Origin of the sequence: Halobellus inordinatus, from assembly GCF_024498335.1 — an archaeon.
Lineage (GTDB): Archaea > Halobacteriota > Halobacteria > Halobacteriales > Haloferacaceae > Haloquadratum > Haloquadratum inordinatus.
The window spans coordinates 1468785-1481695 of sequence record NZ_CP101825.1; the positions used below are offsets into that span (position 1 = coordinate 1468785).

13 protein-coding genes are annotated in these 12911 nt (G+C 67.4%); 2 read left to right on the plus strand and 11 right to left on the minus strand.

The annotated features are described in order from the left end of the window. Positions 1–5: 5 nt before the first annotated feature. From NO362_RS07575 to NO362_RS07615, 9 genes are read right to left on the minus strand one after another with little or no spacing between them, the layout of a single operon-like run. On the minus strand, positions 6–1178 hold the full coding sequence (locus NO362_RS07575; protein WP_256544764.1) for an XdhC family protein: 1173 nt from the start codon (positions 1176–1178) through the stop codon (positions 6–8). Then, complete coding sequence (locus NO362_RS07580; RefSeq protein WP_256544765.1) at positions 1175–1993, minus strand: Rossmann-like domain-containing protein; 819 nt, start codon at positions 1991–1993, stop codon at positions 1175–1177. Before NO362_RS07580 ends, NO362_RS07575 begins: the two co-directional genes overlap by 4 nt. Next, complete coding sequence (locus NO362_RS07585) at positions 1990–3384, minus strand: VWA domain-containing protein (protein ID WP_256544766.1); 1395 nt, start codon at positions 3382–3384, stop codon at positions 1990–1992. The genes NO362_RS07580 and NO362_RS07585 overlap by 4 nt, the downstream gene beginning before the upstream one ends. A 5-nt stretch (positions 3385–3389) precedes the next feature. Further along, entirely contained in the window at positions 3390–4337 is a 948-nt protein-coding gene (locus tag NO362_RS07590) for an AAA family ATPase (RefSeq protein ID WP_256544767.1), read from the minus strand. Continuing rightward, positions 4334–5446, minus strand: a complete 1113-nt coding sequence (locus NO362_RS07595; RefSeq protein WP_256544768.1) for an XdhC family protein — start codon at positions 5444–5446, stop codon at positions 4334–4336. The genes NO362_RS07590 and NO362_RS07595 overlap by 4 nt, the downstream gene beginning before the upstream one ends. Positions 5447–5506: 60 nt before the next feature. Next, positions 5507–8008, minus strand: a complete 2502-nt coding sequence (locus NO362_RS07600) for an aerobic carbon-monoxide dehydrogenase large subunit (RefSeq protein WP_256544769.1) — start codon at positions 8006–8008, stop codon at positions 5507–5509. Further along, positions 8005–8658, minus strand: a complete 654-nt coding sequence (locus NO362_RS07605; RefSeq protein ID WP_305881657.1) for a (2Fe-2S)-binding protein — start codon at positions 8656–8658, stop codon at positions 8005–8007. Before NO362_RS07605 ends, NO362_RS07600 begins: the two co-directional genes overlap by 4 nt. Then, positions 8655–9542, minus strand: coding sequence for an FAD binding domain-containing protein (locus NO362_RS07610; RefSeq protein WP_256544770.1), 888 nt, complete (start codon positions 9540–9542; stop codon positions 8655–8657). The genes NO362_RS07605 and NO362_RS07610 overlap by 4 nt, the downstream gene beginning before the upstream one ends. Beyond that, positions 9539–10135, minus strand: a complete 597-nt coding sequence (locus tag NO362_RS07615) for an SRPBCC family protein (RefSeq protein WP_256544771.1) — start codon at positions 10133–10135, stop codon at positions 9539–9541. Before NO362_RS07615 ends, NO362_RS07610 begins: the two co-directional genes overlap by 4 nt. Positions 10136–10310: 175 nt before the next feature. Here NO362_RS07615 and NO362_RS07620 point away from each other — a divergent pair, with 175 nt between their 5' ends. Together NO362_RS07620 and NO362_RS07625 are read left to right on the plus strand one after the other, a co-directional pair. Next, positions 10311–11537, plus strand: a complete 1227-nt coding sequence (locus tag NO362_RS07620; RefSeq protein WP_256544772.1) for a molybdopterin molybdotransferase MoeA — start codon at positions 10311–10313, stop codon at positions 11535–11537. After that, positions 11537–12268 (plus strand): nucleotidyltransferase family protein, encoded by a 732-nt coding sequence (locus NO362_RS07625; protein WP_256544773.1) that lies wholly within the window; start codon positions 11537–11539, stop codon positions 12266–12268. The genes NO362_RS07620 and NO362_RS07625 overlap by 1 nt, the downstream gene beginning before the upstream one ends. 19 nt (positions 12269–12287) lie before the next feature. Here NO362_RS07625 and NO362_RS07630 read toward each other — a convergent pair whose 3' ends face one another. Continuing rightward, positions 12288–12446: an AbrB/MazE/SpoVT family DNA-binding domain-containing protein gene (locus NO362_RS07630; protein ID WP_121568218.1), complete on the minus strand. Its 159-nt coding sequence runs from the start codon at positions 12444–12446 to the stop codon at positions 12288–12290. 138 nt (positions 12447–12584) lie between these two features. Beyond that, entirely contained in the window at positions 12585–12872 is a 288-nt protein-coding gene (locus tag NO362_RS07635) for a hypothetical protein (RefSeq protein ID WP_256544774.1), read from the minus strand. Between the last annotated feature and the right edge of the window lie 39 nt (positions 12873–12911).

The window sequence follows — 12911 nt, forward strand, 5'->3', positions numbered from 1 at the left end:
CCCGGTTACTGTGCCGGCGCGTCGACATCGGTGCCGACGTCGACGCGCTCGTGAATCGGCTCCTCGCGCGATTTGAGGTGTCGTGGCGTCCGGCCGTTCGAGACGGCCAGCACTTCTGCCACGATGCTGTGTGCGATCTGATACGGCGAGCCGCCGCCTAGATCGAGACCGACCGGCGTGTACAGCGACGAGAGCTCGTCTTCTGCGAACTCCCGGCCGTCGTCCGCGAAGGCGTCCAGCATCTCCTCGAACCGTTCGCGGGGACCCATCACCCCGACGTACGCGACGCCGGCGTCGAGCAGCGCTTCGATCGCCAGCCGATCGTCGACGAAGTTGTGCGTCATCACGACCGCGTACGTGCGGTCGTCGAGAGCGAGGTCGTCCGCGATGGTGGCCGGCGAGGTCGTCACGGCGCGGTCGGCTGCTGGGAACCGATCTTCGAGGTCGACCGCCCCCCGGAAGCCGACGACGGTGACGCGGAAGTCGTTCTTCGCTGCGAACTCCGTCACCGGCCCCACGTCGTGGCCCGTCCCGAAGACGACCAGTTCCGAAGGTGCCGCGAGGCCGTCGATGAACACCGTCAGTTCGCCCGCGTCGGTCTCGAACGTGACGGTGTCGGCCTTCCCCCGCGTCGCCAGTTCGTCGGCGGGACCGGCGAGCGCGTCGATCGGCCACTCTGTCGCTTCCGCTCCCGTAGGCAACTGTAGCGCCCCCGTCTCGGGGTGGTAGTAGGCGCGGTCGCCGCGATCGAACGGTCCATCGGCGTCGAGTACGGTCACGACGCCGACGTCCCGGCCGGCGAAGAACGACTCGACGGCCGGTCGATACGTCTCCGTCAGCGGTTCTACCAGTACTTCGATGACGCCGTTGCAACCGACGCCCAGCCCCCACACGTCGTCTTCGTCGTCCTCCATCAGATCGTAGGTCACGAGTTCCGGGCGGCCAGTCTCACGGACTTCCGCACCTACCGTAACGAGTTCGTCTTCGAGACAGCCGGCAGTGATGCTGCCGACGCCCGTGCCGCCCTCGTCGAGCAGCATCTTCGCGCCGGGTCGTCGGTAGGCGTTCCCCTCTACGTCGACGATCGTCGCCAACACGTCGGTTCGCTCGGCGTCGAGTCGGTCACGGATCTGCTGTACTACCTCCGTTTCGGGAACACTCCAGTCGTTCTGTGTCATAGATTCGTTGTTTCTGAACCGTTTGTCTCGTCGAGTCGGACACCCGCGGGCCGGTCGACGGCCGCATACACCTTCTGCAGGCCGGCGTCGTGGAGGTCCGTCCCGCAGTCTCCGCGCTGGATCGCCGCGCGAACCGCGTCGCGGTCGCTCACTAACGCGCCGGCGACGACGTCGACGCCCGCATCGAACAGCGGTTCCGGGAGGAACGACGCGGTGGCACCGATCACGACGACGGTGGCGTCCGGGGGGGCCGCATCGAGGTACCGTTCGACGCCACCGTAGATGAACGCCGACCCGGTCACGAAGACGACCTCGGCGCCGCTCATCGCGGCGTCCGTCTCCGGCGGCGTGAACGTGCGGACGGTGACGCCCGGTGGGGTGGCCACATCGTCGACTGGATCGCGCTCGATCACGCGAACCGCCACGTCGTCGAACTTGCGGAACGCCGGCGCGAACAGCCCGACGGTCGTGATGCGTTCGACGTCGTCCGCCAGGAGCGCCATCGGATCGCCGGTGCACCAGTCGACGAGCGGTGCGGAGAGTGCGTTCATCGCCGCGATCCCGACTGCCCGTGCACTGTGCCCGTTCGTGCTCGCGTTTCGGTGCTCCGTCGCCGCCGCCAGCAGCGATTCCACGTCCGGGTCGTCGGTCATCGGTGGCTCGCCGGCCGGCCGATGCGCGACGCCCGCGCTTTCGACGCCCCCGTTCCGCACTTCCACGAGAATCGCCGCGTCTCCTACCGTGACGCGCTCCACTGTCGGGGTCGCGAGGTGCGGACGAAGCCGTGCGGTGACCGCTTCCAGGAGGTCGGTCACGCCGACCCACCCCCAGAGTCGGCTCCGACGAGGCGACGGTCGTACTCGTAGCCAACTTGGCCGTGCAGTCCGCGCTGTTCGATCTGTCGCGCCGCCTCGGCGAGGTCTGCGGGTTCGGCGAACCCGAACAGGGCGTCGAGGTAGGGGACGCTCGTCGACATTCCGCGCGACTGCGGTTCGAACGCCGGTGAGACGGCCAGCGGATTGAGCCAGACGAGCGCGCCGGCCCGCTGGGCCAGCCACGTGATCCCGTCGGCCAGCATATCAGGGTCGCCGACGTCGAGGCCGTCGCTGACGACAACGACGACCGTTCGCCGGTCGACCGCGTAGGGGTGTCGCGCGCGGAGCGTCGTGAACGCCTCGCCGATCTGCGTGCCGCCGCCCCACTGGACTTCGGCCTCGCGGAGCGCCGCCGCCGGATCGCCGCCGCCGCGAGCGAACTGTTCGGTGACGTCGACGAGCTCGGTGTCGAAGAGGAACACGTCGGTCTCGCGCGCGCTGTCGTACAGCCGATCGGCGAACGCCAGCAGCACGCTCCGGTCGACGGTGTCGAGGACGGAACCGCTCACGTCGACGAGGAGACAGCACCGGAGTTCACTCGGCGTCGGCCGTGATTCGGGGAGGTCGATCGGCGCGCCGCCGGTCGAGAGACTCGCCCGGAGCGCCCGTCTGGCTTCCACCCGGTCGCCGGCGGTCGACTGCCGGCGGCGACGCCCCGGGACCGTCGACAGCGCGTCGACGAAGCGGTCGATAGCTGTGAGTTCGGGCTCGGTCAACTGCGCGGTGTCGATGTCGACTCGCTGTCGCCCGCCGACGGCGCTGTAGCGCCGGGCGTCGCTCTCACCAGTTTCGGCCGGACGGTCCCCCGTCACGTGACGGCGCTCGGTTGGGATGCGGACCTCGACGTCCCCGTCGCCCGAATCGTCGATATCCGGGGGTTCTGCGTCTTCGAGTACACCGGGGTCCTCGGCGACGGGACTGTCGGCGTGGGTCGGTCCGTCCTCGCGCTCGTCGTCGCCGCCGGCGGTCGGCCCGTCGTGATCCGTCGCGACGGCACTCAGGCCAGATCGGAGCCGGTGCCAGAAGGTCGGAAACGCCGACTCGAAGGCGTCGCGCTCGGCCGGTTCCGAGAGCAACGTCGCCCGCAACGCGTCGGCCACGTGCGATCGATCGTCGAGCCCGACGACCGACAGGGCCTGCGCCGCGTGGAGCGTCGCACTCGTCGGGACGGTGACGCCGTCGTTCCGGAGTTGGGCGGCGAATCGAAGGAGTTCGATCAGGACGTGTCGCCGCGCCATACGGAAGTCCGGGACGTCCTCGCGGTCGTGGTTCGCGGCAGTGTCGACGCCCCTGCCCGCGCCGCCCGCCGTCGGGTCACTGTCACCGTGCATATCGCTCACGCTTCGAGACGGTCTTCAGCCCTCGCTGCGGCCGTCTGCAACTGTTCCAGCAGTTCGGAGTCGATCCGATCGAGGTCTTCGACTTCTTTGATGAGACAGCCGAGGGTGCGCTCGATCTCGTCGGTCGAGAGCGGCGCGTCCGCGTCGTCGTGTCGCAGTTGCGCTACGGCGCGCGCCCAATCGAGCGTCTCGGCGACGCCCGGTTGTTTGAGGAATGCCTCCTCGCGCAGGCGGTCGACGACGGCGCAGACTTCGGCCGCGACGGCCCCGTCGAGTTCGGGCACTTTCCGGCGCACGATCTCGTACTCGGCCTCGAACGACGGCGGTTCGACGTGGAGGTACAGACAGCGGCGCTTCAGCGCGTCCGAGAGTCCCCGGGTGCGGTTTGACGTGAGCACCACGACCGGCGGCTGCTCCGCGCTGACGGTGCCGAACTCGGGGATCGACACCTGGAAGTCCGAGAGCAGTTCGAGTAAGAACGCCTCGAACTCCTCGTCGGCCCGGTCGATCTCGTCGACCAAGAGCACCGGCGGCGTCTCACCCTCCGCGGTCAGCGCCCGCAGGAGCGGCCGTTCGAGGAGGTACTCCTCGTCGAAGACGGACTGTTCGTGGTCGTGTCCCGTACCGGACCTGCCGGCGACAGTGCCCTCGTTGGCCTGCACCGCAAGCAACTGCTTCGTGTAGTTCCACTCGTACAGCGCGTTCTCGGCGGTCAGTCCCTCGTAGCACTGCAGTCGGATGAGTTCGGTGTCGAACGCGCTCGCGAGCACTTTCCCGAGTTCGGTCTTCCCGCTGCCGGGCGGCCCCTCGACGAGCAACGGACGGCCGAGCGTGAGTGCGAGGTGGACCGTCGTGACCGTCCGGTCGTCGGCGACGTACTCCGCGGTCTCGAACCGCTCTCGAAGGTCCGACTCCGACAGCGACGCGAACGCTTCGCGGGTCATACTGACCCCTCGGCGGCGTCGAGATACGACGCGGGGTCGTTCTGGAACGAGTCGGCGCAGCCCTCACAGCAGAAGTAGTACGTCGTCCCGTCGTGTTCGACCGCGGGTGCGGACGCTGGCTCGACCGTCATTCCGCACACTGGGTCCGTCGCGAGTTCGTCGGGCGACGCCGAGCCCTCTGTCGTCATCTCGTCGTCACTGGCCGCTGTCTCGGCCGTATCGGCCGTCGTGGACACTCCGCTGCTGCGACCGCCGGATCCGCCCGCCGTCGATCGCGCGTCGACCACCTGGGCCAGGATGCTCGCCGCGATCTCGGCCGGCGTGTAGGCCGCGATGTCGACGCCCGCAGGGTTGGTCACCGCTTCTCGGACCGCTTCGGGGTCTACGTCGAGCACGCCGGCGGCCCGTTCGACGACCTCCGAACTCCGCGTGTCGCTCGCGACGAGTCCGATGTACGGTGCGTCCGCGCGGACGCCGGCCGCGACGCCGCGGGCGTCGTACTTCCCCATCGACGCGACCACGACGAGCGGCGCGTGGCCGACGGCGTCGACGATCGCCTCGGGGTCGGTCTCCGTCACGACGGCCGCGTCGCCGACGTCGTCGCTTCCGTCCGGAGCGACGACCGTCACGTCGACCGCGAGCTCGGCCGCGAGTCGAGCGAGCGACCGGGCGACGGGCGAGTCGCCGACGATGAGGAGGTCGGGCGTCGTGTTCACCGGCTCGATGAACAGTTCGAGGACGCCTTCGCTGTGACAGTGCATCGGGAAGGCCTCGAGCCCCGGGCGGGCGATCTCCTCGGGGTCGGGCGCGATGCCGACCAGCCGTGGCTCGCCGTCCTCGATCGCGGCCGCCGACTCGCTGATCGCCGTCGTCTGCGCGCAGGCCGCGCCGCCGATCCAGCCGTGGAGTTCGCCGTCGGCTGTCACGACCGCGCGGTCGCCGACGTTCGCCGACACCGGCGGCTCGCGGCGAACGATCGTCACGCGAGCGTACGTCTCCCCGCGCGCTGTGAGTTGTGCTTCCAGTTCGGCGACGTCGCCGTCGGTGACGTCGACCGGGCGCGCGCCCTCGTCGTTCGCTCCTGTCTGGTCGTTTTCGTTCCGTGTCATCTGTCGGTGTGCGATTCGCGGCGACGGCCCCGCAGCGGCCCGCCGCGCGGACAACCCGTCTCAGTCGTCGGCTGGTTCTTCACTCTGTCCGCCCTCGAAGTCGAAACTGACGTTCTGGCTCGGGTCGAGGGCCAAGCCGGCCTCGTTCAGCGACTCCCATACTCGGTCCGGCGTCATCGGCATCTCGACGTGCGTGACGCCCGCGTGCGACATCGCGTCGACTACCGCGTTGACGATCGCCGGCGGCGACCCGACCGTGGGCGACTCGCCGACGCCTTTCGCGCCGATCGGGTGGTGCGGCGACGGCGTGACGGTGTGTCCCGTCTCGAAGTTGGGGATCTCGTTGGCCGTCGGCAGCAGGTAGTTCATGAAGTCCCCGCCGGTGACGTTCCCGTTGTCGTCGTAGGTGACGTGTTCCAGCATCGCCGTCCCGATGCCCTGCGCGAGGCCGCCGTGGATCTGGCCCTCGATGATCATCGGGTTGATGCGGTTGCCGCAGTCGTCGACGGCGACGAACTTCTCGAAGTCGACTTCGCCGGTCTCGCGGTCGACCTCGACGACGACGATGTACGATCCGAACGGGTACGTCATCTCCGGCGGGTCGTAGTAGTTCGTCGCTTCGAGCCCGGGTTCTTCGCTGCCGGGATGGTTCATATACGCCCCCGCGGCGATCTCCGTGATGGTGATCGAGCGGTCGGGTGCGCCGGCGACGTGGAACTCGCCGGACTGGCGGTCCCACTGGATGTCTTCCTCGGCTGCTTCGAGTTCGTTGGCGGCGATCGACTTCGCTTTGTCCCGGACCTTCCGGGCGGCCACGGCGGCCGCGGCGCCTGCAACGGGCGTCGAGCGAGAGCCGTAGGTCCCGAGCCCGTACGGTTCGGTGTCGGTGTCGCCGTGTTCGACGACGATGTTGTCGACGTCCATCCCGAGTTCCTCGGCGACGATCTGTGCGAAGGTCGTCTCGTGACCCTGGCCCTGGGTCTGGACGCCGACCCGCAAGACGGCGTTGCCGGTCGGGTTCACGCGGAGGTCCGCGGAGTCGAACATCTCGATGCCGGCGATGTCGCACTGCTTGCCCGGCCCTGCACCGACGATTTCGGTGAACGAGGAGATGCCGATCCCCAGCAGTTTGTCGGCGTCCTCCTCGATCCGGCGCTTTTGTTCCTCGCGGTAGGACTCGTAGTCGGCCATCTCGAGGGCCTTGTCGAGAGCCTTCTCGTAGTCCCCGGAGTCGTAGTTCCAACCGGTCGCGCTCTCGTAGGGGAACGCGTCGGACGGAATGAAGTTGCGTCGGCGGATCTCGGCGGGGTCGACGCCGAGTTCGTCCGCGAGCACTTTCACCATTCGCTCGATCAGGTAGACGGCCTCGGTGACGCGGAACGAACACCGGTAGGCGACGCCGCCCGGTGCGGTGTTCGTGAACACGCCGGTCAGCGACCCGTAGGCCGCCTCGATGTCGTAGGAGCCGGTGAAGATGTTGAAGAAGCCAGCCGGGAACTTCGAGGGCTGGGCGGCCGCGTTGTACGCGCCGTGGTTCGCGAGCACGTCGACCTTCACGCCCTGGATCACGCCGTCCTCGGTGGCGGCGATCTCGCCCGTCATATCGTAGTCGCGGGCGAACCCCGTCGTCTGGATGTTCTCAGAGCGCTCTTCGATCCACTTCACGGGCCGTTCGAGGACGTAGGACGCGGCGGCCGCGACGACGTAGCCCGGGTAGATCGGCACCTTGTTCCCGAAGCCACCGCCGACGTCCGGGCTCACGATGCGGACCTTGTGTTCGGGGATGCCCGACACCTGCGAGAACAGGGTTCGGTGGGCGTGCGGCGCCTGCGACGTCATATGAACCGTCATCTTGTCGTTGCCGGGATCCCAGTCGGCGACGGCCCCGCAGGTCTCGATCGGGGCCGGGTGGAGCCGCTGGTACTCCATCTGCTCTGTGACGGTGACGTCGGCCTCCGCGAAGGCCTCCTCGGTCGCCTCCTTGTCGCCGGTGTCCCAGTCGAAGATGTGGTTGTCTTCCTGGTCGTCGAGTTCCTCGCGGATGAGCGGAGCGTCGTCTTCGAGTGCCTCTGCGGCGTCGACGACGGGGTCGAGCACCTCGTAGTCGACTTTGACCTTCTCGGCCCCGTCCTTCGCCGTGTAGCGGTCCTCGGCGATGACGGCGGCGACCTCCTGGGACTGGAACTTCACCTTCTCGTTGACGAGCACGTCCTGGGTGTCGTCCATCAGCGTCGGCATCGTCGCCAGGTCGTGTTCGAGCAGGTCGTCGGCCGTCAGGACGGCAACGACGCCGTCGAGGTCCATCGCCCGGGAGCTGTCGATGTTCTCGACGCGGGCGTGGGCGTGGGGGCTCCGAACGATCTCACAGTGGAGCATCCCCGGCTTCTTGATGTCGTCGACGTAGTTGCCGCGGCCGGTGATGAACCGCTTGTCCTCTTTGCGGGCGACTTCTTCGCCCATCCCGCCGCGCCCGTGGCCGCAGTGTTTCTCCGGTTGGGGGCCGCCGTCGTCGTCGTGCTGGTACTCCTTCGGTTCGGTCGTGAAATCCGAGTCACTGCTCATTCGCTCTCACTCCCCTCGGTGACGTCGTCGAACTGCGGATCAGCGCCCTCGACGTGGGGCGTCGGCGTCTCCGCCGACGGGCCGCCACAGCAGTTCTCGACGCCGCAGTCGAATCCGTCGCTGTCGCCGTCCTCGGCGACGACCCCGCCGTCGGCGGCCGCCTGTTCGTCGAGTTTCTCGGCGGCGTACTCGATCGAACTGACGATGTTCTGATAGCCGGTGCACCGACAGAGGTTACCGCTGATCGCGTCGCGGATTTCCGCCTCGTCGGGGTCGGGGTTCTCGTCGAGGAGCGCTTTCCCCGACATCAACATTCCGGGCGTACAGTAGCCACACTGCAGGCCGTGCTCCTTGTGGAAGCCCTCCTGCAGCGGGTGGAGATCCTCGCCCGCCGCGGGGAGGTCCTCCATCCCTTCGACGGTCATAATCTCGCTGCCGTCGGCCTGCGTGGCGAACATCATACAGGACTTGATCGGCTCGCCGTCTCGCAGAACAGTGCAGGCCCCACAGTTGCCGGTGTCGCAGCCGATGTGGGTGCCCGTCATATCCAGATCCTCGCGGATCGCGTGGACGAGCAGTCGCCGCGGTTCGACCTCGATGGTTCGTTCGGTGCCGTTGACCGTCAGTGTGATCTCTCGTTGGTCTGTCACGGTGTTGCCCTCCGTTTGACGACCCCCGCACGCTCGGCGGCGTCACCGAGCGCCCGCTGGGCCAGTACGTTTACCATCCGCTCTTTGTACGACGCGTCGCCGTGCTCGTCGGACTCGGGGTTCGACTGTTCGGCGGCGAGCTCGCCCGCTTTCTGGAACAGTTCGGCGCTCGGGCGCTCGCCCTCCAGATGCGCTTCGGCGTCTGCTGCGCGTGCGTTCGTGATGTCGACGGCCGTCATACCGATCCCGGCGTCCGCGATGGTGCCGTCGTCGTCGAAGCGCAACCGGGCCGCGACGCCGGCCATCGCGTAGTCGCCGGTCTTGCGTTTCAGTTTGTGATAGGCGCTCCCCTCTCGCTCGGGTGGGGTCGGCACGCGCGCCTCTGTGATGAGTTCGTTCTCGTCGAGCGAGGTGTCGTAGGGGAGCAAGAACAGTTCGTCGACCGGGATGACGCGTTCTCCCTCGGGGCCTTCGGCGACGACCTCGCCGTCGTGGGCGATGAGGACCGACCCCCAATCGCCCTTCGGGTCGGCCTGCGCGATGGACCCGACGATCGTCCCGCGGTTTCTGATCTGTGGGTCGGCGACGAGCGGTGCCGCGTCGGCGAAGCTCCCGTAGTCCTCTGTGACGACGTCTGACTCCTCGATGTCGGCGTGGCGCGCGAGCGCGCCGATCTTGAGGTAGCCGTCGGATTCGTCGAGATAGTCCAGTTCGTCGATACCGTTGATGTCGACGACGGTGTCCGGTCGGGCGAGTCGGAACCGAAGCATCGGGACCAGGCTCTGCCCGCCTGCGAGGATCGTCGGATTGTCGAGACTCTCCAGCAGGCTCACCGCCTTGCTGAGTGACGTCGGCTCGTGGTGTTCGAACGGTGCAGCTTTCATAGCATATTACGGAGTCTGTCGGTGACGCCGGTGTCGGTCTCCTCGTCGACGTCTGTCATCTGCTGCTCGATGCTTCCGAAGAAGTTGTTCACGATCTTGTTGGCGACTGGGTTGATGACGCGCGATCCGAGTTGGGCGATCCGCCCCGAGATGTCGGCTTCCGTCCACCACTCGATCCGGGACCCCTCTCCGTCTTCGAGTTCGTGGATCTTCATCCCCGAGTTCATACTGAAACTACTGCCAGACGCGTCGCCACCGCCGGAGGCGATCATCTCGAACTCCTCGTCGTCACGTTCGTCGATCGTGACTGTCGTCTCGAATCGAGGTTTCACGCTCCCGACGCCGACCTGCATCAGCGCCGCGTACTTCTGGCCGGCGACGAACGCCCGGTCGGCGACGACCTCCGGATCCGCTTCCGGAAGCATCTCGACGTCTTCTTCGGCCTCGTACTCGTCGAAGTTGAAGTCGTCGTCCATCGGGGTGATATACTGACACCCCTTCAGCGAATCGCGGACGGCCATCGGATCGGACAGGACGATCCAGGCTTTCTCGGGTGGTACGCCGTCTAACTCGAATTCTCCATCAAATTCCATATTCCTGCGGTCTCGTTGTGTCTGGTCGGTCTACTGCTGCGCGCCGCCACCTTTTAAGTACCCTCGCTATGTGCACACTATTATCACGGTTTATGCAATCAAACAGCACTCCAATAAATGTTTGTGTTAATTCGACGAGCAGCCGAGTACGGAAGCAACTCCCGAGCCGACGCCTATGAGTAGCCGATCCGAGCACGACCACGACGATATGATCGGGTGGGACGAGGGGGCCGAGCGGGTCCGGGCGCTTCGGGACGTCTGGCTCGGTGCCGCCGGAGTCGAACCCGTCTCGATCGACCGGATCGGCGGCCGGACGCTCGCCGAACCGCTCGACGCACCGGTCGACGTACCCGCACAGAGCCACGCGACGATGGACGGCTTCGCATTCGACGCGACCGACGAGTATCCGCTCGACGTCGTCGACGCCGACGTGTTTCCGGAGGACGAGCCGCCGACCTTAGAGGCCGGGCAGGCCGTCCGGATCGCGACCGGCGCACCGCTCCCACCCGCGGCGAACGCGGTGCTCAAACGCGAGGAAGCGACGGTCGAAGACGGTCGGCTGACCGGCACCGACCTCGAACCGGGGACGTACGTCTACCAGCGCGGCAGCAACGTCGCCGAGGGCGAGCGTCTCTTCGAGGCCGGCGAGCGACTCGGTCCGAAGGACGCGCTGCTCTTAGGCGACCTGGGCGTCGAATCCGTCGCGGTTCGCGAACCGCTCTCCGTCGGCTTGCTCGCGACGGGCACGGAGATCCACGAGGGCAAGCATCGCGACCTCGACTCGCCGATGCTCGCCGGCCTCGTGCGCTCGTGGGGCCACGACGCGACCTACGAGGGCAGCGTGCCGGACGACTACGACCGCGTCGAAGCCGAGATCGCGGCGCTCGCGCGCGACCACGACGTCGTCGTGACGACCGGCGGGACCAGCGTCGGCGACAAAGACTACGTGATCCGGGCGCTCGACGCCCTCGGTGACGTGCTGTTCCATCGCGTTCGACTCCGCCCCGGGAAGCCCATCGCCGTCGCCGAGTTGCCCGACCACGACGCGGTCGCGTTCGCAATCCCCGGCAAGCCCGTCGGCGCCCACGCGGTGACGACGCTGGTCGCGCGGCCGTTCTTCACCGGGGAGATGTCGCTCCCGACGGTCGCTGCGCGGATGGCCCGCGACGTCGACATCGCCGCGCCCGGGTTCGCGTACGCGATTCCGGTCACGCTCGAAGACGGCGTCGCGATGCCGCTCGGCCACGCCGACTCGCCGCTCGCCGTCTACGAGGACGCCTTCGACCCGAGCGTGCTCTCGTCGAGCACCCGAGCGACCCGCGCGGACGGCTTCGTTCTCACGGAGTCCGCCGTCGCCCGCGACGACCGCGTGGACGTCGTCCCCTACTCGGTCGTCGAGTGATGCCGCCGAGAGAGCCGCCGCTCGTCGAACCGCCGTTCGAGACGGGCGACGACACCGTCTCCGGCCGATCTGAACAGACCGACCAGTCTTCTGGACAGACCCACCAGTCCACTGGCGGAGCCGACCAGCCCGAACGGCCCGCCCGCGGCAGCGCGCGGATCGCCGGCGTCCTCCTCGCTGCGGGGACAAGCGACCGCTTCGGCGAGCGCAACAAACTGCTGGCGTCGCACGACGGCGCCCCGCTCGTCAGACACGCGGCGGCGACGCTTGTGGATTCTACCGTCGATCCGGTCGTGGTCGTCGTCGGCTACGAATCCGAGCGCGTGGTCGACGCGCTCGACGGCCTCGACGTGGAGATCGTGCACAATCCGAGGTATGCGAACGGCCAGGCCTCGTCGGTGCGGGCCGGCATCCGAGCACTCCGCGACCGGCCGGAGCAGGTCGATGCGGCCGTCGTCGCGCTGGGAGATATGCCTTTCGTCGACGTCGCGACGATCGAGACGCTCTGTGAGGCCTACGAGTCGGGCGTCGGCGACGCCCTCGCGGCAGCCTACGAGGGCACCCGGGGGAATCCGGTGCTTTTCGACCGGCGGTTCTTCGACGACTTGGTCGACGTCGCGGGCGACGTCGGCGGGCGTGAGATCCTCCTCGACAGCGACGACAGCGCGCGGGTGGCGGTTCCGGACAGCGGGGTCCGTCGTGACGTGGACGAACCGTCGGATCTCTCCTGAGTTTCGAAGTCGACCGCGGTTACTCGCCGTCGGGGTCGTGCTTTTCGACGATGATCCGTCCGTCTTCGACGTGCCACTCGACGCGGTCGCCCGCGCCGACGTCGAGGAAGTTTCGGACCGGCTTGGGGACTGTAGTCAGGTTCTTCTGCGACACCTTCGTGTTCGATAGCGCGCCCATAGGCTACGTTCACTCGTGGTATTTACATAGATTACGCTAGGCGGCGTCCGGATCGACTCATAGGGAGTATCGTACGTCTCGATAGATGTCTCGCCGGACGGTACGGCGAGACTCTCCGAACAGTTACGATACTCCCTATCAGACCGAGGACTTCCAGCGGTGGGCGCCGCCGTCGGAGGCCTTCTCGAAATCGAGATCGTACCGATCGGAGTTCAGGAGGACCTCACCGGGGAGATAGAGATCGTCGTCGATCTTGTTCAGGACGCCGCGTTCGTCCATCGTCGAGAGGACGTCGCCGACGGTCCGTTCCCGACCGGCGACGAGGTTCGCCTCCTCGATGACGGACTCCGTGTCGACCTGCCCTTCGAGTACCGCGAGACGGATCGCCGCCACCCAGGTCGGTTCCCGTTTCAACTCTCGACACATTCCGATAGCCGGTACCGCTCCAACCGAATTAGAGTTTGC